Source organism: Paenibacillus sp. Soil522 (genome assembly GCF_001428245.1).
In the GTDB taxonomy this organism is placed as follows: domain Bacteria; phylum Bacillota; class Bacilli; order Paenibacillales; family Paenibacillaceae; genus Pristimantibacillus.
Genome location: NZ_LMRV01000110.1, coordinates 194,576 through 214,912, shown reverse-complemented (window position 1 = coordinate 214,912; position 20,337 = coordinate 194,576). Strand labels below are relative to the sequence as shown.

The following is a 20,337-nucleotide window of genomic DNA, read 5'->3' as shown; positions in this document are numbered from 1 at the left end:
TTGTTTACAATGGCGCCGTCTTGCTTTACTTTGAAGTGGATAGCATCGAGAAATACGACCGCGTAGACGCCTTGCAGCGGCCGATTCTGCCACTCCTTGATCATCGGTACGATCTTGTTGGTCACGTTCGAGATCAGCGTAGGAGAGACCTCGATGCCGTACATATTCTGCAAGTGATCCTGGATTTCACGCGTGCTGACGCCTTTCGCATAGAGCGCAATAATTTGCTCTTCAATGCCAGTCACRTTCGACTGATGCTTCTTCACGACAAGCGGCTCAAACTCACCAAGACGGTCGCGAGGTACGGAAATCTCTTGCTCACCATAYTCGCTTACCACGGTTTTCTTACTCTTTCCGTTGCGGCTGTTCGGTGTTGTTTTGGTCTTCACATCATGTTTCTCGTAGCCCAGATGAGTGTCCATCTCAGCCTCCAGCATTTCCTGGATCGTCTCAGCGAAGAGATCCTTAAGCGCATCCTGAGCGTCCTTAGCTGTGACCAAATTATTCTCCTTAATGAAAGCACGTAGCTGCTGTTTCGTCCAAAGTCCCATGTGTTCTCCCAACCTTTCGTCTATTCCTATTTTAATAGGTTTTGGAGTTTACACAAAGAATTTTACAGACTCGTAGCCTGCTCATTTTATTAAACTAACKGGCAGTATAGCGCAACTTTGTATAGATAAATAMGTATTGAATTAATCAATTAAATAAGATTAGGACGTGCTCTAATATGCTCATAATATTTCTAATTGGTTTTATCATGGTCACAATGATGTTCTTTATGATCTTTTATAAATTGATTGAAAAAATAGAACTGAAAAATAGTCTTAAGAAGTTCTATTTCTCAAGCTGTGACCAAATTATTCTCCTTAATGAAAGCACGTAGCTGCTGTTTCGTCCAAAGTCCCATGTGTTCTCCCAACCTTTCGTCTATTCCTATTTTAATAGGTTTTGGAGTTTACACAAAGAATTTTACAGACTCTTATTTTTTTATCCGAGCTGCAGCTTCCCCACTTGGTTCTAGACTCAACTACCTCAATCGTTTTGGGTTTTACTTTCAGCTGAGTTTGATAAATTTTGATTCGTTCCCCTACAATCTTCTTGCAGCTTGAGAAATAGAACTTCTTAAGACTATTTTTCAGTTCTTCTTCATTTAGCTCTTTCGTCTCGATTAACTCATGGAGAAAATAATATTTCCCAAGATGAAGGAACTTTCCTTCATCTTGATACTCCCTTGTCTTAGGAATATTACGAGCTTCCGCAATCGTATGTAATTGTTCCAAGATCCTTTTCCCATGATGTTTCACGGCGTTCATAACCATCTCATTACTTGTACCATTAGGAGCTTTAACGGTTATGAGACCCATAGAATCGATATGAATCGAAATCTTTTTTCTAATGCCATATAGAACATTAACTTCTATCGTCTTATTTTCAAATTCAATTTTCATCATCATCGTTCCTATAAGGTGATTTCTAAATCATAAAAGCTTAACTTCTGATAATTACTTATGAACCTCGAACAATCCATTTCATTTCATTATACACTATCTCATCGACACTAATCCGTCAGCAAGTATATGTTTTCATGAAAAAACCTCCCCGTGAAGGGAGGCATGAGGTTGAATGGACCATTTAAAATAGATATTACTCCATTCTTTATAACAACATATACTACAAGGTTGAACACCTGCCTGCCAATGGGCTGTATTACTATCCCATGTTTTCTCCTTGCCGCGATTTACCAACGATAGTATACTTCGCCGTCCACCGTGTCGGGCATATAGATCGTCACATTACGGATGTTCAACAGCCCGCGTTTATAACGATGGTCCCGATCGTCAACGAATTCATCTAACGGCAGGCTGGATTTGCCGAGGGACAGCACATCCGCTTCATATGTGTACTTGTCGTCAATGGTGATTTGAACATCGTACCTGGCATCTCCGCTGCGGTTATTGACAATCAGATAATTATTCGTAACGGCAATGTCGGCATACGGAATCGAACCGGATGGAGCGGCGATGCATCCGGTCGTGAAGACGGCAAGGCAAACGATTAGCAAGAATGATGATACGTTTCTCCCCGCCGGTTTTCTCATGCAATTCATCAGGTCTGTCCGCATCATCCACGTTCCTTTCAATTTGATTCAATAGACAAGGCAAGGTCAAAGAACAGATTGGGCGAGGCGGGGTGGCTGCGGTGCACTTCAACGGCGATGATATTGGGTCCCTTCACAAGCTTGTTCAAATGGGCTTTTAGATCAATTCTTCGAAAGAAGGAAAATTCATTCGGAAACGCAAGCGACGATTCGGTTAATAGCCCGGTTCGAATGGCATCCCGGGATATTTCCTGACCGTTCAGATAAACGACGTATCCGTCCTCATAGGCGATATGCAAATATAAACCGGACAAATCCCCCGGATCGCTATCCAATTCAAACGACTTGCGAAAATAATAAGTCGGGGACTTCACGGCCTCCAAGCTTGTTTGAACATAACCCTGCCGCTCCCTGTTATTCGTATGTCCCAAAGGAGCCCTGCCGGTCTCCCAGGAGGAATCGTCGTATTCCGGACTGCGCCAATCGTAAGCAGGCAGTTGAACAGTTTCCGTGTGAGAAGTTTCAATGATCGGACCCTCTCCCGTCACATCGATCCCTTCCGGTATGGCGAATTTGATCGCCTCGCTGCCCGGATGGTAGCGCCATAAGGATTGTATGCCTACAAGCGAGATTTCCTGTTTTTTTTCCAACGAAGCCAGGTTCCACGAAGCCAGGTTCTGCGCATCCTGTTCCAGTTGATCCAGCACTTGTCCCTGTTTATTCTCGGCCTTAATGAACAGTGCTTCATCATTCGCTTCAATTACCGTAATGAAGGGCGCTTCCATCAGCTTGGACAAGTCCCATACTCCCCAGCCCTCATATTCGGCGGGCACATAATTGGAAGGCATTTGTTCAACGGCCAATTTAAGGGTATAGACGGAATCGCGGATGAAAACCGCGTTAATTCCGGCGGCTCTGAACGCGTTCCATATCTCGGGAAGCTTCGGATCTTCGCTCAGCCATGCAAAGGTGAACGTTGGCTTAGATTCGTCAACCGTCTGATGGATCCATTCCAACTGGCGGTCTCCCGCATCCGATAAACGATCGGCGTTCAGAAAGAATAATCTGGCGTTTCCGTTACTGACCGTATAGAAAGATTTCCCGTAACCCGGAAGCGTCTCGGCAGGCACATGAGGATAAGCTTCGTTGAAACGGTTTTCCGTCGTAGAACCGTCAAATATGGGATAAAGTTGAAACGTTTGCGCTTCCGGATGACGCTGCAGCAGCTGATGAGGCGCGGCAAAAAACGAAATGTCTCCGAATTGCTTGATCCACTCCCCGACTTCCCCTTCATGTTGGCAGAAATAACCGAATCGAAACGACATGGACGACGGGGCGGATGACTTGACTCCTTCCGTCGGAACGTTTGTCCAATAGAAGGAAAGAAACAGAAGACACAAGGACACATACAGTAACAAAGAAAGTTTATATTTGTATATGATGGACATGATTAGCCTCCCGGCAAAGTGTTCGGCATGTTCGGCCAGCCCAGTATGGCGTGGTAAACCGTCGGCCAGATGACGATCAGATTCGCAAAAAAGGCAACGGCAAATACGATCATCCATGGTTTCAGAGCAACCTCTTTCCGTCCGATCGTCCAGTGGGATATAGCCCATGCGGCCAACCAGACGAGCAGTCCTGCCGTTTCTTTGCCGGCATAGGGACCAATGCTCCACCAACCGGGCATCCAGGAACCCATCTTCAACAAAATCGGATCGGCTCTGACCGGATCGTAAACGCTCCATAAGTGACAGACCGTTGTCGCTGCGATACCGAGCCATACCGAAAGCAGAACGGCAGCGAATTCGCCTGTTTTTCGTTGCTTGTGCGCTTGCACGATTTTCTCCCCCTTTCAACCGTGTTGAAAATCATACCATTCTAAGTCTCGCCAAGCCGATGCCAAACACAAATCCGATCAGCAAACAGATCCAGAATAGCGTGATCAATAAAACGATGATCCTGCTTGCCGCCGAGCCCGGTTCGAGAGCATGGCGAAACCGGCGCAATAAAACGGCCGCCGCAATTCCCAGAGGGAGCGGGTACAGCGAGACGAATTCTTTATATTCCATCACGATCAAATGTGCCGCGGGGCTATGGTACATCAGCCACTCCTGGGGACCGTCCGGCGCCCGGTAAGCGATGTAGAGCCAGTTGCCGAACACGATCGTGAGCAGAACCATAAGATTCGTCAGCCAGAGCGTCCATTCCAGGCTGGCCGCGGCCCCATTCTTGCCCCGCAGCATGGGATAGGTCAGATGAATCGTTTGGCAGCTCATGATGACGGTGACGGTCGCGCCCAATCCGTGCAGGATGGCCATCAGCTTATGGTTGCTGAAACCTATGACATTGAACAAAGGGATTGATAAAAAAAGGAGAGCGGCTACACTCGCTTGCGTAATCGCAAAATCTCTTGCAGTGAACAATGATCTCATCGGCTGTCCATCTCTCTCTTTCGGGCTTTACTTGATTCTTATTCGATTGATATGACTTGTCATATCGATTAAGCATAGAGAAGAATTGTAACAGAAATGTTATGGCGAGTTTAAGTAATTGTAAGTCTGAGAATAAGTGGAAGTCAGAGCAGGCAAAACATGAGTAGCTTACCCCGATCGAGCAGATGAAGGAAACCGAATATGATGTGCTGATCGTCGGCACCGGGGCAGTGCCGTTCTTTGGAGGTTATGCGAGCAGCTGAGGGCCGCGACTCTTGATGATCTCCTGTATTCGGTCGTCTTTGCGAAACTCACCGATCCTGCGGATAAACTCGATCTCCATTCCGTGGTGATATCGCCCTGGTTAGGTATTTACCTTCTTCAATGCATTTTATATATATTGTTTTAAATTTTTAAATAGTGCATTTTCTATATATTATTTTTAATAATGCATTTTATATATATTATTTTAAATAATATTTTACAGGTATTTAATAATTACTTAACTTAAACTTAAAAGATTCTTTTAAGTTTAATTAGTATACTATGCTTGGGCAGTTTGATTACGGGAATATCTGTTAACCGCAAACTCTTTCGTGGTACAAGAGGAAAGAAAGATGGAAGTAAATCAGCCGAGGTGGCAGCGGTGTGCTGCCAGCTGGGATGCTAGTGGTAAAAGGAGGTAAATAAGACTTTTTTTAGTTTCAGCTTTAGACCGCACGGTGCGGTGGTTTTCCGTAATTTCGACTCCTAATAAAAGAGTAGAGAAGGGAAGAAAAAGATGAAAGCTAAGTGGAAAGGTTTATTGGTTCTCTGTGTTATTAGTATTCTTCTCACCGTTGGTATGTACAGCGCGTCAGCTGCCAGCAACATCTTAAAAGGGCCGTATCTGCTGTTCGAAGGTTCCAACACCTCAATGAGCGTCCTTTGGCAGACGAGCGTGAACGAGTCGAACGTCATCAGCTGGGGTACCGACACCACTTATTCGATGGGGCAAGCGACCGTCGGGACGTATAATTCCGCCTACCAGCATAAGTACACCATCACCGGGCTGACGCCTGGCACCAAGTACTACTATAATGTGGACGATCATGCTGGTTCTTTCCGCACCGCACCGGCGAGCACCGCTACATCCGTGAAGTTCCTCTCCTACGGCGACAGCCGCACTTACCCGGCTAACCAAGAGAAGGTAGCTGCCAAGGCACGTGCGGCTTATGCCGCCGACCCGGCCTACCAGACCCTTCTCCTGAACAGCGGGGACTTTGTCGGCGTCGATACCGAGAGCGACTGGACTGCACATCACTTCGTTTCCGGGACCACCTACCCGCAGATTCACGCCCTCCAGGCCGAGGTTCCTATGATTGGGGCAAGGGGCAACCATGAGGGTACAGGCACGGTCTACAACAAGTACTTCCCATATCCGTACGTGGCTAACAACTACTGGTCCTACGATTACGGTCCGGTCCATTTCGTAGTGCTTGACGAGTATGCCACGTTTACCTCCGGCTCGGCCCAGTACAACTGGCTGATCAACGACCTTGCCTCCACAACCAAGCCGTGGAAGGTAGTGATGGGCCATCAGCCGGGGTGGGGTGCCGGCACTCATTCGAACAACAGCTATGTCCAGACCGACATCCATCCCGTCTTGAAGCAATATGGGGTACAATTGTACCTCAATGGACACAACCATAACTATGCCCGTGCGGTCGTCGACAATATCCAGTACGTTACTTCCGGCGGCGGCGGCGCTTCCCTGTATACTCCTAACTCTACCTGGCCGAATATCGTCAAAACGGATATGTCGCACCACTTAACCGAGTTCGACGTTGCAGGAAGCACAATGACCATGACCGCCCGCCGTGCAGACGGCACGGTGATCGAGACCGTATCTGTTGCCCAAGGCGGCGGTTCCGGCGGCAACCAGTCTCCAGTGGCTAATGCCGGCCCTGACCAGACTGTGACCGACAGCGACGGCAACGGCTCCCAAACAGTTACCCTGAACGGGTCCGCAAGCAGCGATCCGGACGGAACGATCTCTTCCTATGTCTGGAAAGAGGGGGCAACCCAGATTGCCACCGGCGCCACTCCGAGCGTCAGCCTGGCTGTTGGTACACATACATTGACTCTTACGGTTACAGATAACGGTGGGGCTTCTGCCTCTGACACAGTGGTCGTCACTGTAAATGCTTCTGGTACTTCCACTACAGTTTCTTCCCAAGTCAGTGCTGGCAGCGATGATGCCGAGCAGCGTCAGACCGGCGGCACCATGTCCCTCACAAGCTCCGACTTGGAGTTGGTGTACGACACCGCGACCACCGGCAACCAGTACGTCGGAATGCGCTTCAACAACGTTAACGTGCCGAAAGGTAAAACCATTACTAACGCCTTCATCCAATTCACCGTGGATGAGGTGAACTCCGGTACTACCAACCTGACCGTCAAGGGGCAGGCAGCTGATAACCCGGGCACCTTCACCACGTCGACTTATAACATCTCCTCCCGTGCCACCACGACCGCTTCCGTTGCTTGGAGCCCTGTCGCTTGGAATACGGTAGGAGCAGCCGGGGCTGACCAACGGACTCCGGATCTGAAGAGCGTTGTCCAGGAAATCGTCAACCGCACTGGCTGGGTACAAAACAATTCCATGGTCTTTGTCGTCACCGGTACCGGTGAGCGGACCGCGGCGGCATACGAAGTCGGAGCTACGAAAGCTCCTAAGTTGGTAGTGACTTACCAGTAAGATCTTTTTTTTCGCAGCATGATTAAACAGGCGGTCGCAGGGTTTTCCCTGCGGCCGCTCATTAACTCAAAGAAGAAACGAGGATATCGTCATGCCAGTACAATGGTTCAGAAGACTAGTGTCATTGATCCTGATCGCTTCATTTCTTTTCATAGCTTCACCCGCCTTCGCCCATGAATTGAATCTGGGAGGATCAAAATGGGTCGTTGGCAAGGATCGCATTCTGGCCGCCATTGAGCTCGGGCCGCCCTTGTTTCAGCAAATAAGAGGGATCAAAGAACTCGGCCCTGACCTTGACAGTCTCACCGATGAGCAGCTCCGGGAAATGGCAACCGGCATTATTCAACCTTACATCAACGAGAAGCTGTCGGTTTCCGTCGATGACCGCTCTTACCCGGTAAAGGTTGACAAAATAGAGCGGGAAGGAACATTGTGGAAAATATGGCTGAGGGTAAGCGATATAAATTTTGACTGGCAAGACAAAAAGGTAAAGATTGATTACCGGCTGTTATTTGAAGAAACCAAAAATGATCATGTGAATATTGGCTTGGTCTATTTTTCCGATGCCGATGACGACTCGGTGCAGAAGCTCTTCGATTATACCCAACCGGATTTGCAGTATACATTAGACTCCAAAAATACCGTATGGGAATTCTCCGTTCAATCTAAAGCCGCCGCTTTTTGGTCGAGCATATATACCTTCTTATCGCTTGGAATCAAACATATCCTAACCGGATATGACCATATATTATTCCTGGTTGCTTTAATTGTGATAGGTTTATCCACTAGGGAAGCCATAAAGATTATCACTTCCTTTACTGTGGCGCACAGTATTACTTTGCTGCTGGCGGCAATGCAGGTTGTCACTCTGAACTCCAAGTTTGTCGAAAGCGTGATCGCCCTCTCCATCTGTTATGTCGCGTTGGAAAACCTTTTCGCAAAACAGGTCAATTATCGATGGCTGGTAACATTTATCTTCGGATTGATTCATGGATTCGGCTTTGCCAGCGTTCTTCAGGAGTTCATCGCAGGAAAATCGAATCTTGTTCTCTCGGTAGTCTCGTTTAACGTCGGCGTGGAAATGGGACAACTGATGATCTTATTAATCATATTGCCTGTTCTGCAGCTGATGAGGAAAAAGTTCGATATTAGAAGAATAACCATTGTAGCGTCCGCAGTCATTTTTATCCTTGGTTTGATCTGGCTTGTCGAGCGGGTATTCAACCTGCAACTGGTACCGTTCTAATCATCTAGATGTTATTCTAAGAAACAATAGGAAGGAGAAGTACATGAAGAAAATTAAATCACCATATATATTTTTTTTTTCAATTATGATTGCTCTAATTATCTTAATTACAAGTCCTAGCACAAGCATGGCTCAAAACACTTCTCACGACCTTGAACAGGAATACAGCAATAAAGCGAACCAATTCTTTGTTGACAAAAATTATGAGCAGGCGGCTTTAGTTTTGGAAGAACTTCTGGCAAAGAATCCGGATTTGAATAATGAAACGGTCTACAGGCAGTTGACCCATATCTATGATAATTATCTTTTTAATTTTGAAAGAGCTTTGTCCTTTTATGAAAAGTATCTTGTCCAATTTCCTGAGGGGAAATTTGCTAGTACCTTTCGGGAAAGAGTTGCTTATCTAAATGAAAGACGTTCTGAATGGCAAGCATTGCGAGATTTTAGAAAAATCCAGTTAGAAGAAGATAATATTCGCATCAAAGAAAGCCTGAAGGAAGTCGAAACAATTCTTTCAAAGAGTGAGAACGCATTAACTGCGCCCGAAATGCATATCTATTTGGCTATCAAATATTTTGAAACTACCCAATATCAAAAGGCGAGAAAGCATGCGGAAAAATACATAAACAGCTTTGACAAGGTCAGCATGTCAAGTACAGACAAAGCCCTGGCCCTGAAGTTGTATTCCGACATACTTATTAAGCAACATAGTTTCGGCAAGGCTATCAGGGCCCTGGATCAGGTAATGGTGCTGGGAAATCCGGGAGAACACTTTAATTATGCAGTGAAAAAAACCAATATTATAAACCTAAGGAACATGTGGTATGGATTCATGCTTTCCCTTTTGTATTTTATATCGGTGGTAATATTGCTAATTCCCATAAAGTTTTGGCAGCATTTCAATTTACAAAATTATTCCAGGCAGCTTGTTGCGCCTTTATTACTTCTTGCCCTAATATCACTAGGTCCTGTCTTGTTCCTAATAATAACTGAAGAGCAGGCAGTCGACCTGAGGTTTTTCTTTGGCCTGTTGGGCTTATCAATCCTCTCGCTTATGATAATAAGGCTTCTTGCCCCGATGTCATTGAAAACAGGCAGATTGGTTTATGTTTTGATAAGTTGTTTGCATATGGCTGCCGCTTCTTTCATGACTTATTACATGATTGTTTACACACCGGTGTAATTGCCGTCATCATGTGAGAAAATCCGCAAAGGAGGAAGATAAAAATGAACACTTTAATAGAGGCTGATATAGATCCTGTGGCTGCCTTAATTATGATGTTATTTTGGAGTTCGGCCGCTGCAGCCATATTGATTAACACCGTTTATGCCTTTATTTTTTCAAAAAAGAAGAATATATTAAATGAAAACTGTAATGAAGACTGATCCAGACAATTTGAATTTAATTCTCCATTATCCATTGCATCAAAATCCCGAACCACACGATTCTCATTGGATGATCTGCTTCTAAAGTGCTAACGACCATATATAATTGTCCACTAGCGTTGCATTAATGTTCTCATAATCTTCACAATATTCTATAATCTTAACGTCCACACAGAAAAAAATCCTTTATAATGATATGGCAGGTAGTTTCCGATCAACGAAGGCCGGGACCTAATGTCATTAAACATGACTTAAAAAATTGATTGTAGAATGAGTTTTTCGGATTTTTAATCATAAATGTTAGATAATATTACATATAACAAGAAATTGAGTTGATTTTGTTTGAATTTCACTTTAAACTTTATAGTACAGCACTCTCCTGGATGACGGAATTTTGACAGGTTGAGTATTCCTATCGTACTGAGGCGCTACTGTTTTTTCAAACCCCAAAATAAACAATCTACAGCAAGGAGGGCTCTTATGTTACCTTCGTTAATGACATGTGTACGTCGAGAAACGCACGGAACAATGAAACTAAATCTGGATAACATGAGCCAACTTGCAGAGTATTACCCGTTTATAATCCAAAACCAAAAAGACCCAAGCTATGTGTTGTTTCATTTCCATCCCGATTCCTATACTGCTCCTATTCTTAAGGAAGGGAATGTTGCGCATATAGATTTTACTCAATTAAGGCCAATCGTGAAGCAAGAGATCGAACAACTGTTCACCATGTACAATAACCGAATCTATACCCTGTATGCTTTCGCTTTTATGTTCACCTATGAAGAAAAAGGGTTGATTTTATTATGGGCACAACAGCTAACCACCCCACCTACGTTTAACCGCAAACAGACGAACGAATTGCTGGAAGAGGCCTTAAGGCTACAAGAAGAAGGCTCATACTTTGCTTTCTCAAGCATTTTCCACCCTTCTCAACTGATAGATTTGGTTTACGATAAGCAAATAATTGCGACCGCGGTAGGTGGTCATTCGATTGTGATGATCATCCCTGTAGAAAAAAAATGGAAAATACAACTTCGTAAAAACAAAAAGGAACCAGAAGACGAATTCGAAATTTTGCGAAGGCTGCTCGCTGTGTATAAAGAAGAGGCGGCTTATCTGGAGAATTACTTCAGTAAAAACGATCTCTGGCTTAAGGGTTGATCGAATTCCGCACGAAAGAATAATTTCAGTGCTGCCGATAAGTTCGAATCTTTGTTTACAAATCAGATTTCAGGACAAATGAAATGACGCTCAGGATCAACTCTTCCTAGCGTCATTTTTACGTTCTTTTATGCCTAAAACCCAATAGATATCAGGTTTTCAACTCTCTGTATTAACCCTCACGAGCAAAGCAACCGATTCCACATGAACCGTCCAAGGGAACATATCCACAGGCACGACCTCAACCGTCTGATACCCGCCATCCTCCAGCACTCTTAAATCCCGGGCCAGTGTGGACGGGTTGCAGCTCACATAAACGACTCGCTCCGGCTGCATAGCCAGAATTGTCTCAAGGAGCGCAGGATCGCAGCCTTTGCGGGGCGGATCGACGACGATAACATCCGCCGTAATCCCTTCCTCGCGCCAGCGCGGGATCACGACCTCCGCAGGTCCCGCCTCGAATGACGCGTTCGTGATGTCATTCAACTCGGCATTGCGGGCCGCATCCTCAATGGCCTCCGGTACAATCTCCACGCCGTAGACGCGGCCGGCTTGTCTTGCGAGGAACAGCGATATCGTCCCGATACCGCAATAAGCGTCAATAACAGTCTCCGATCCCGTCAATCCCGCATACTCTACTGCTTTGCGGTAAAGCTCCACCGTTTGCATCGGGTTCACCTGATAGAACGATCTTGCCGAGATCGCGAAGCGGATGCCGTCGAGCTCGTCATAGATGACCTCACTGCCCCAGAGGACGCGAGTCTCATCACCAAAAATAACGTTTGTATTGCGCTCATTCACGTTCTGCACAATGCTCTTCACGCCAGGCAGCTCCTCACGGATACGCGCAACCCAGCGATCCGCTTCCGGCAGCTTCTTGCCGTTCGTTACGAGCACGACCATGATCTCGCCAGTCACCACGCCAGTCCGCGCCATCACATGGCGCAGCACGCCGCGGCCCGTTTCTTCCTCGTAAGGCGAAGCGCCGAGCTCGCGTCCGATTCGCTTCACGACGCGAATCACTTCGTCATTGTGCTCATGCTCAATTAGACAATCGTCCATATCGATGATCCGATGGCTGCCGCGCGCGTAGAAGCCTGCGATCAATTGTCCGTCACTAGAATCTCTGCCAATCGGTACCGAAGCTTTATTGCGGTAACGCCATGGCTTGTCCATGCCAACCGTCTTGTGGACAACAATCCCTGCAGACGCATTCTCTCCATCTTCACGGCTTCCTTCCCCCGCAACCTGCAGCTTCCCAATCCGCGTCAGATTATCCACAACATGCTGCCGCTTCCACTCCAGCTGCGCGGAGTAATCGAAGTGCTGCAGCTGGCAGCCGCCGCACTCCTTATAAATATCGCAAGGCGGCTCGAGGCGCGACGGGCTCTGAAGCATCAGCTCTTCAAGCCGGGCATACCCATACTGCTTCTTCACCTTTATGACCTTCGCCCGCACGCGTTCACCGGGAAGAGCTCCCTGAATAAAAAGGGTAAAGCCGTCAGCGCGGCCTACCCCTTCTCCGTCATGCGTCAAGCCGATAATATCGACGGTGACTTCTTCATTTTTCTGAAAAGGCGCATCCACTGGAACCGCCGCTGCACTCGTACGAGCTGCGCCACGCGATCTTCCCTTGCCGCCTCTGCTTTTCCCTTTATGCATAAATTCTCTCCGCTCTATCTTCAATGCGATTCCTTATACGCTAATAGCTATTATCCCCATATTCCTGCATTCATCCGCACTTAACGGTAAGTCGATTCGCCCGTTTCATCCGCAAAAATACGCAAATGCGACGGCAGCACTGAAAACGTGCATGGCAGCACGCCGCCATATTCGCCGTCGAGGTTAATTTGCACGTAATCCGGCGTTGTCACCTTTAATTCGTTCGTCCGGAAGTGAATGACATGCGGATCGTTCAAATGCTCGCCGCGCAGTGCGAGCGTCACCAGCTTAATAAACTCCGGCAGGTTGCATTTACGAATCAGCAGGACGTCGAGCAAGCCGTCATCCAGCTTCGAGTCTGGCGCTAAGCGCTCGAAGCCCCCGACCGAGTTGCTGTTACAAATGAGGAACATCATGAACTCGTCATGAAACTCGCCTACGCCGGCCGCTTGAAAGGTCAGCTCGGTCGGGCGAAGACGGGTCATTTTCTCCATGCCCTTCATATAATAAGCGAGCTGCCCGATCATCGTCTTCAGCTTGCTTGGCACATCGTAGGTCAGCTCCGTCAAGGAGCCTCCACCGGCTATGTTAATAAAATAACGATCATTCGCCTTCCCGACGTCAATCGGCCGGCTGTATTGTTGAACGATCAGATCGACCGCATACTCCCAATGCTTCGGAATACCCATCGCCCGTGCAAAATCATTTGTTGTTCCCACCGGCAAAATGCCAAGCGGAGGCCGGTTAGGCTTGCTCGTCAATCCATTAATGACCTCATAAAGCGTCCCGTCGCCGCCCGCCGCAATGATTAAATCATAGTAGCCGCGGTCCGCCGCTTCTGCTGCAGCAAGCGTAGCATCTCCTTCACCAATTGTCGCGTGACAGCTCGTTTCGATACCGCCTTGTTCCAGCCGCTGGAGAATATCAGGCAGACGTTTCTTCATTTCTTCTCTTCCCGATGTCGGGTTATAAATAAGTCTCGCCCGTTTGATTGCCACCCTCGGTTCACCCCTAACAATCCACTAAACCTATCATATAGATTCTAAACGATAACCTCTACTTCTCACTCAAACGCTGCAGGCCATCGTACATCTGACGCTCCAGCCATCGTTCAATCGCCGAATGCGGCAGCATCGCCCTGCCGTTATACCGGTACTCAAGCCCAGTAAGGCGTGCCGGGATAACTTGATTCGTAAAATAACCCTGGCTCAGGAACAGCGGTACGACAATGACCGCTTCCTCCGGATTCGCCGCCTGCATCTCTGCAAGCTTCGATGCTGCTTGATCGGGCAGAAGCATCGCGTACTCTGCGCGCTTAAAGCCGCCAAGCGCGCGAAGCCGCTCACCAAGCTTCAACAGCCCTTCCTGCCAGCGTTCATGGAATACCTTTTCCTGGCTTCCGTGGCCGATCAGCAGCAAGGCTTCCTTGCCTGGCTCCGAGGACAATTCCGCGATGTTCAGAGCGAGCAGCTCCGCGATTTCCGGATCATCGTCGATCGGCTGTCCATAATGAACTTTTGCGGCAACGCGAAACGTACCGAGGTCGCCTTCCAGCTCCGTAACCCATGGAAGACCGAACGCCTGCCCAATCTCGTCCACATGCGTGCTGCCTGAGGATATGAACAGCGGCACCACGTACATGTCCGTTACGCCCTGCCGCTCAAGCTCATCGATTCCATCCTGAATAAGCCGTCCCTCGATAATTTCAAGAAAGGACGACACAATGGGAACGCCAGACAAGCGCGGCGAATCCGCTGCGGCCGATATGGCATCGTCGACTAGCTCTACCCACGCGGTTTCTCTAGAGCCGTGACTGATTACGAGAATGCCTGGCTTCATCGAAGGAGCCCTACCTTCCGAGACGTTCTAAAGCCATTTTATAACCGTCATTGCCGTAATTCAAACAGCGCTTCACCCTGGAAATGGTTGCCGTGCTGGCACCGGTCTCAGCCTCGATGGCATTGTATGTGCTGCCCTTGCCGAGCATACGCGCAACCTCAAGTCTTTGCGATAACGACTGAATTTCATTTACCGTACACAAATCATCAAAGAACACATAACATTCCTCAACCGATTTTAACGTTAGAACCGCTTCGAATAATTGATCTATTGCTTTATCGTTAAGCTTTTTGAGTTGCATACGCATTCACTCCTATTAAAACTAATGTAGCTATTGTATCTTTTTTACCCGTTTTTTTCAAACATTACCGTATTCACGCTTTACAGAACAGAAGAGGCGGGCAGCTGTTTTTTGAAGCAAAGACACATACAAGCACAGGGCATTTATCTAGAAAAAATTCCGCAACCCGAGACATTCGTCCAATCCGTATGTTCGCCTACACCATAAACTATTATAAAAGAAGGGTTGTGATCCGTGTGAATTACCGCAATAACCCCGGTACGGGCAACCAGCAATACGATTGGCACGGCGGCCACCGCCAAGCGCAAGGCCAGCCAAGCAAATCGTTTGGTGTGAAATCAAGCGGCTTCAGCTTTGGCGGAGACCTGCCAACGATGCCGCCTGAAGTATCGACGCCACTAACGCAGGATATCCTGCCCGTCGTCTTACCGGAGTCAACAGCTGAGTTAATTGAAACGACCGCCCCCCCAAAAGCAGGCGGCTTCTCTCTTGCCAACCTAAGTGATATCAAAGGCTTTGTCGACCGTATTGGCGGCATCGACGGCATCCTTACAACGGTTCAGAAGGTGCAGAAGGTGATGTCAAGCGTCTCCCAAATGGCGCCTCTTGTTAAAGTGCTGATGGGCTCTTTCAAAAAGTCATCCTCCGAATCGGATGATGATGACGACGGCGAATGGAAACCAAAGCGCCGCAAGCGCCGCAAGCCCAGCGCCGGCTCTGGCAGCGGCGCAGCCCGCCGCCGCCGGCCAAAACGCCGTAGATAACTTCCTTTTAAGCCATGGGGCTGTCTCAACAGGTTTAAAAACCTGAGAGACAGCCCTATTTTGTATTTTGGGATTTGTGCATGCGGGTGTATGTTGCGGCCGATTCGATGATTTCTGATATCTCTCTGTTTTCGTTTCTGCAGCAACGATCGTTTTGTGCATAAATCGATTTGTTATGATGCTATTTATATTTATGCACATTTTCACACAAGAGATAATCGCTTTATCCTGCTGTGGATAAAGCCATTATCCGATATATCCACAAAACTCTTCTTATCTTGTGCTAGGAAAATCAAATTTTCTGTGCACAAAGGCAACCTTCGACATGCTTCGGCAGCATCTTCATTGCGACCCATGCACAGCTGTTACTCTATTGTGAATATCCCGATCAATTGATAAACAAAAAACGGTTTTGTTTACCTTCAAATTCATACACAGCTGTTACTAATTATGTGTATACGCGCAAATTTCGACGGCATTCGATAATAGTTATCCACAAAACTACTGCTTGAGGAGCGCAGGCAGCTTCGTAAAAAGCACAAAAAATAGTGAGAAAAATCTCATTCCCCATGAACATAGGTTCATGGCGAGTGAGGTTTTCCTCACTATCTCATTAAAAAGAACTTGCACGATCTCACTGGCTTGATTACGTCACTATTCCTTATAGGAAAAAGAAGTGAATAATCCAGTAGAAGAACATAGCCATAAGTATGGTGATCGGAATCGTGATGATCCACGAAATAACGATACGACCTGCGACGCCCCATTTGACGGCGGAGAAGCGCTTCGCGCTGCCGACACCTAGGATCGACGAAGTAATGACATGCGTCGTGCTTACAGGCAAGTGGATCATCGTAGCTGTCAAAATAACGGCAGCGGAACCGATATCCGCCGCGAATCCGTTAATTGGCTCGATTTTGAAAATCTTCGTACCCATTGTCTTAATAATTTTCCAGCCGCCGACTGAAGTACCGAGCGCCATCGCTGTCGCGGCGGAAATCTTAACCCAGAGCGGAACGTCCATCGTATCTTGAAGACCGGCAGCAACGAGCGCAAATACGATGATACCCATCGCCTTCTGCGCATCATTCGTGCCGTGTGAGAACGATTGAAAGGCAGCTGTCAGTATTTGACCGAAACGAAAGCCTTTGTTCACCTGATGCGGACTTGACTTTGCAAAAATCAATTTTAATATCCACATAATAATAAAACCGGCAGAGAAAGCGAGCAGCGGCGATAGGACTAGCGCCTTAACGATTTTAATTAATCCATCGTTGTTAATCGCAGACAGACCTGCTCCGGCGATTACCGCACCGGCCAGCGAGCCGATCAAAGCATGAGATGATGAGGACGGAATACCGAACCACCATGTGATCAAGTTCCAAGCGATAGCCGACAGCAAAGCAGCAATTACGATCGGTACGCCGTGCTCTAATTCAGCCGGATTCGCGACGCCTTTACCGATTGTCGCCGCAACGCCGGTAAACGTAATCGCGCCGATGAAGTTCATTAATGCCGCCAGAACGATAGCAACCCGGGGCTTTAACGCACGCGTTGATACGGCGGTCGCAATCGCATTAGCCGTATCGTGAAATCCATTTATAAAATCAAACGAAAGCGCCAGAAACACAACAATCCACAGAACGATTAATTCCATTAGTAAGGCTCCTACTCTCCAGGTTAGCTGTTACGCATAATGATCGATTCCAGCGTATTGGCAACATCCTCGCAGAAGTCGGTCGTTTGCTCCAGCATCTCATAAATCTCCTTGCGTTTCATCAGCTCAATCGGATCGCTAACGTTAGTGAACAAGCTCTTGATGGATACCCGAAGCAGATCATCCGCTTGGTTCTCTAGTTCGTTAAGCGCAATGTTCGGCTCACGAATCGCAAGCAATTTACGTTCTGTCAATAAGTAGATAGCCTTCTTGATTTGATGCGATGAACGAACAAGAATATCGCCGAACAGCGTTATGTACTCATCCTTTTCACGAATGTTGTACATTTCAAAACGGGACGCGCAAGCTTCAATGCCATCAAGCACGTCATCAAGCGAAGTCGTCAGGGCCATAATATCTTCGCGCTCGATTGGAGTTATGAACGTTTTGTTCAATTGCTTCAAAATCGTATGCACGTTTTTGTCGCATTTGCTTTCGTATTCCTTCATGGTTTTGGCGAAAGCTGATACATCCGACAGATCTGATAAGCCTTTGGCAAAATACTCGACAGCCTCGACAATGGCGTCAGCCATTTCTTCGAACGTCTTAAAGAAAATATCCTTTTTCTTGAACATCGTAATCCCCTTTACCTGACTTGATGTTTAGGCGAACCGCTATAAGCCCACAATATCTTAACACAGTTTACATTTGAATTGTTAAGAAAATGTAAAGGTTTTATGAAAACTTTGAAATTTTCAAAGTAAATATAAAAAAGGGCGCAATCCTGTAACAGGATTGCGCCTTTTTCTATCCTTGGAAGCTCATCCGTTAACGCCTGTTAACAGGGTTTCCAATGTTTTACTATTGTACCCACGTGACATGCTCTTCAAATGTCGGATTGTTCGGCACGATATGAAAGAAGGTTTTGCCTGGCACAAATGGAAGCTCCGCTCCGTTCTTTACGATCCGAATCATACCGTCGGGAGCCCGTACCCATTCCGCTTCAATCGCTATTCCCTTTTGGAACAGGATCGCCGAGCCGCCATCCGTCAAATCAACCGCAAGCCGCCCTTGATTATCGAGCGTCTTATGGTTAGCGCCAAGCACAACCAGGTTAGCGGCCGACAGCTGCTGATCATTATTCATATCGATATGAGGCTTTTCCCCAATCGAACGCTTATACAAACCGCCCGCCGCATCGTAGGCGTATACCACTTTATAATCTTGCATCAAAAACGAAATGGTAATATTCGATGCCGGTACTCCCGATTCCGTTGAACCGGTGTCTGCGAACGTGTAGGCAGGAACGGCATCACCCGAACGGTATTTCTTCTTCTCGGCTCCCTCGCGCAGCTTCTCCAAGCTCGAATACAAATTATGCGGCGCCTTCCGCTCCTTGCTTCTCCAGAAATAGCTGCCCGCATTCGAGATTTCATCCAAATAAGGCTTGCCTTGATGCTGCAAAATATCATAGCCGTCATTGCTCGCGCCCGCATGGGCCATAACAGCCCCGTAGCTATCGCCAATATCAATTAAATAAGGCCTGATGCTGCGTACCGGTCCAATAGAATCGGTTGCTGCATTCGTACTCTGAAATACCGCAATTAATCGTGTAATGCCGCCTTCCGCGAGCACTTCCCATATGACGTCAGCGTTCGTCAGTCCAGATTGCGGACGAGCCGCTGCGAAATTATTAATCATGACGACGATCGGCCTTGCCGTTGCCGCCTTTTCCAGCTTCAAGCCGGTTAGCGGTGCATCATAAGGCAGCGGTGTCGGTTCCACTGTAGGCTCCGCCTGGCTGCTCGGTTCAATCGTTCCAACCGTTTCCTGAGACGCTTCATTGCCTCCTCCGTTCCCCCCGTTCCCTCCGCTGCATGCCGTTACCAAGAGGATGAGTGACAATAGCAGCGCAGCTGCCGAGATTTGCATTCGTTTATTCATGAGCAACCCTGCCTTTCCCCGATATGTATAGCTTGTATTCGTTTTCACTTAACTTCCATTTAAACACAATTCCTAAAGGTTGTCTCGATAAAAAAAGTTGCCATTCCCGGCTGATCGTTGATTTTAGTTGTGAGCTACATGCTTATGTATTTAATCACTACGCAGCATTAAATTTTACATGAGCGGTTTTCATGCAAAAATAGTCTGCTCTATGCCGTTTGAAGGGTACGTTGGCTGATGATTGAAGGGGGATCAGGGGAGTAGAGAAAGAAATTTTCTCTGATTCTGCTTGTTTGGATTAACAAGAGCAAATTGTTAAAAAAATACGCTCTATTTTGTCAGAAGAGACTAGTCAAAGGGATTTTGGCTTGGTTTTGAGCGCTTTAGAGAAATAAATTTTCTCTATTCTTGCTGTATGGGGTAGTTTGGGGGAAATTGAGAAAAAATTTTGCTCTATTTCACTAGAAGAAGTTTTGCTGGCGGTCATTTGGTTAGATTTCAATTTGCGAGTCATTTCGATACAGTTCCTCAGCGTAGAGATCAAAGCGATTCGTAAAATACGAACCGGATTGCAGGTTTAGGCTATGATGTTCATCTATACTCGAAGCACTTTTACCACCAGTCGTTTTACCGCCCCTAGAATCCGAGGTCTAGTCCATGAAGGAGACACGAAAATCGTGTACATCCCCAGCCGGTTTCCTCCCCATAAATCAGTAATTATTCCATTTCCAATAACCGCTGTCTCGTTTTTGCGGGTTCCGAGTATTTTCAAAGCGGCAAAAAATGCTTTTTTCTTCGGTTTACCCGCTTTGAACAAAGCTGGAATCTCATTACCCAATCCGAGACCTTGCGCCGGAGGTTTGCTGTTCGAGACGATAACCAGCTTTATCGCATATCGTGATTTAAAGTCTTTCAGCCATGTTTTCAACGAAGCCGGGACAGATTCGGAATTTTTCTTCATTATGGTATTATTCCAGTCAAGTATTATTCCTTTAATTCCTGCCCGCTGCAGCGCGTCTCCGTCAATGTCATAAATCGAGCGCGCAATTAGCGAAGGTTTGATAATAGGCATAAGCTTCCCTCCTTTGCAGTGATCGTAAA

The 20,337-nt window shown here is 47.0% G+C and carries 20 protein-coding genes; 6 read left to right on the top strand and 14 right to left on the bottom strand.

Features of this window, described 5'->3' with window-relative positions; translation table 11 throughout:
• The 6 genes from ASG81_RS29230 to ASG81_RS29205 all read right to left on the bottom strand — a co-directional run.
• Nucleotides 1-551, bottom strand: a 551-nt coding sequence (locus ASG81_RS29230; protein ID WP_200961645.1) for an IS256 family transposase, incomplete at its 3' end; no start/stop codon positions are given.
• A 387-nt stretch (nt 552-938) separates the two neighbouring features.
• Nucleotides 939-1,448 (bottom strand): M48 family metallopeptidase, encoded by a 510-nt coding sequence (locus ASG81_RS29225; protein ID WP_056643261.1) that lies wholly within the window; start codon nt 1,446-1,448, stop codon nt 939-941.
• 290 nt (nt 1,449-1,738) lie between these two features.
• Nucleotides 1,739-2,125, bottom strand: a complete 387-nt coding sequence (locus ASG81_RS29220; RefSeq protein ID WP_162255085.1) for a hypothetical protein — start codon at nt 2,123-2,125, stop codon at nt 1,739-1,741.
• An 11-nt stretch (nt 2,126-2,136) separates the two neighbouring features.
• Nucleotides 2,137-3,546: a hypothetical protein gene (locus ASG81_RS29215; RefSeq protein ID WP_056643254.1), complete on the bottom strand. Its 1,410-nt coding sequence runs from the start codon at nt 3,544-3,546 to the stop codon at nt 2,137-2,139.
• A gap of 2 nt (nt 3,547-3,548) precedes the next feature.
• Nucleotides 3,549-3,935: a hypothetical protein gene (locus tag ASG81_RS29210; protein ID WP_235549079.1), complete on the bottom strand. Its 387-nt coding sequence runs from the start codon at nt 3,933-3,935 to the stop codon at nt 3,549-3,551.
• Nucleotides 3,936-3,966: 31 nt separating this feature from the next.
• Nucleotides 3,967-4,530, bottom strand: a complete 564-nt coding sequence (locus tag ASG81_RS29205; RefSeq protein WP_056643247.1) for a hypothetical protein — start codon at nt 4,528-4,530, stop codon at nt 3,967-3,969.
• Nucleotides 4,531-5,311: 781 nt separating this feature from the next.
• Between ASG81_RS29205 and ASG81_RS29200 the strand changes: the two genes are divergently transcribed.
• From ASG81_RS29200 to ASG81_RS29185, 5 genes are all read left to right on the top strand, one after another.
• On the top strand, nt 5,312-7,270 hold the full coding sequence (locus tag ASG81_RS29200) for a PKD domain-containing protein (RefSeq protein ID WP_056643244.1): 1,959 nt from the start codon (nt 5,312-5,314) through the stop codon (nt 7,268-7,270).
• A gap of 91 nt (nt 7,271-7,361) precedes the next feature.
• Nucleotides 7,362-8,516, top strand: a complete 1,155-nt coding sequence (locus ASG81_RS29195) for a HupE/UreJ family protein (RefSeq protein ID WP_081417655.1) — start codon at nt 7,362-7,364, stop codon at nt 8,514-8,516.
• Nucleotides 8,517-8,559: 43 nt separating this feature from the next.
• On the top strand, nt 8,560-9,699 hold the full coding sequence (locus ASG81_RS29190) for a tetratricopeptide repeat protein (RefSeq protein WP_056643235.1): 1,140 nt from the start codon (nt 8,560-8,562) through the stop codon (nt 9,697-9,699).
• Nucleotides 9,700-9,743: 44 nt separating this feature from the next.
• Entirely contained in the window at nt 9,744-9,902 is a 159-nt protein-coding gene (locus ASG81_RS31540) for a hypothetical protein (RefSeq protein WP_155972044.1), read from the top strand.
• Between the two features lie 480 nt (nt 9,903-10,382).
• A complete protein-coding gene (locus ASG81_RS29185; protein WP_056643232.1) occupies nt 10,383-11,069 on the top strand; it encodes a hypothetical protein in 687 nt (228 codons plus the stop codon).
• A gap of 159 nt (nt 11,070-11,228) precedes the next feature.
• Here the strand turns inward: ASG81_RS29185 and rlmD are convergent, their stop codons facing one another.
• From rlmD to ASG81_RS29165, 4 genes are all read right to left on the bottom strand, one after another.
• Entirely contained in the window at nt 11,229-12,731 is a 1,503-nt protein-coding gene (rlmD, locus tag ASG81_RS29180; protein WP_081417654.1) for a 23S rRNA (uracil(1939)-C(5))-methyltransferase RlmD, read from the bottom strand.
• Between the two features lie 80 nt (nt 12,732-12,811).
• Complete coding sequence (locus tag ASG81_RS29175) at nt 12,812-13,729, bottom strand: diacylglycerol kinase (protein WP_268795840.1); 918 nt, start codon at nt 13,727-13,729, stop codon at nt 12,812-12,814.
• A 58-nt stretch (nt 13,730-13,787) separates the two neighbouring features.
• The gene (locus tag ASG81_RS29170; RefSeq protein WP_056643229.1) at nt 13,788-14,570 is read right to left on the bottom strand and encodes a sirohydrochlorin chelatase; all 783 of its coding nucleotides are present in this window, start codon (nt 14,568-14,570) and stop codon (nt 13,788-13,790) included.
• A 10-nt stretch (nt 14,571-14,580) separates the two neighbouring features.
• The gene (locus ASG81_RS29165) at nt 14,581-14,871 is read right to left on the bottom strand and encodes a YerC/YecD family TrpR-related protein (protein ID WP_054026535.1); all 291 of its coding nucleotides are present in this window, start codon (nt 14,869-14,871) and stop codon (nt 14,581-14,583) included.
• 236 nt (nt 14,872-15,107) lie between these two features.
• On the opposite strand from ASG81_RS29165, the gene ASG81_RS29160 reads away from it, so the two are divergent.
• Nucleotides 15,108-15,635: a hypothetical protein gene (locus tag ASG81_RS29160; protein ID WP_056643227.1), complete on the top strand. Its 528-nt coding sequence runs from the start codon at nt 15,108-15,110 to the stop codon at nt 15,633-15,635.
• A 661-nt stretch (nt 15,636-16,296) separates the two neighbouring features.
• Here ASG81_RS29160 and ASG81_RS29155 read toward each other — a convergent pair.
• The 4 genes from ASG81_RS29155 to ASG81_RS29140 form a co-directional block, all read right to left on the bottom strand.
• Entirely contained in the window at nt 16,297-17,292 is a 996-nt protein-coding gene (locus ASG81_RS29155) for an inorganic phosphate transporter (protein WP_056643224.1), read from the bottom strand.
• A 23-nt stretch (nt 17,293-17,315) separates the two neighbouring features.
• Nucleotides 17,316-17,927 carry a DUF47 domain-containing protein gene (locus tag ASG81_RS29150; protein ID WP_056643221.1) on the bottom strand — a complete coding sequence of 204 codons (612 nt, stop codon included), beginning with the start codon at nt 17,925-17,927 and terminating at the stop codon, nt 17,316-17,318.
• A 226-nt stretch (nt 17,928-18,153) separates the two neighbouring features.
• A complete protein-coding gene (locus ASG81_RS29145; RefSeq protein WP_056643297.1) occupies nt 18,154-19,236 on the bottom strand; it encodes a DUF3048 domain-containing protein in 1,083 nt (360 codons plus the stop codon).
• A 595-nt stretch (nt 19,237-19,831) separates the two neighbouring features.
• On the bottom strand, nt 19,832-20,308 hold the full coding sequence (locus ASG81_RS29140) for a YqeG family HAD IIIA-type phosphatase (protein ID WP_056643218.1): 477 nt from the start codon (nt 20,306-20,308) through the stop codon (nt 19,832-19,834).
• Between the last annotated feature and the right edge of the window lie 29 nt (nt 20,309-20,337).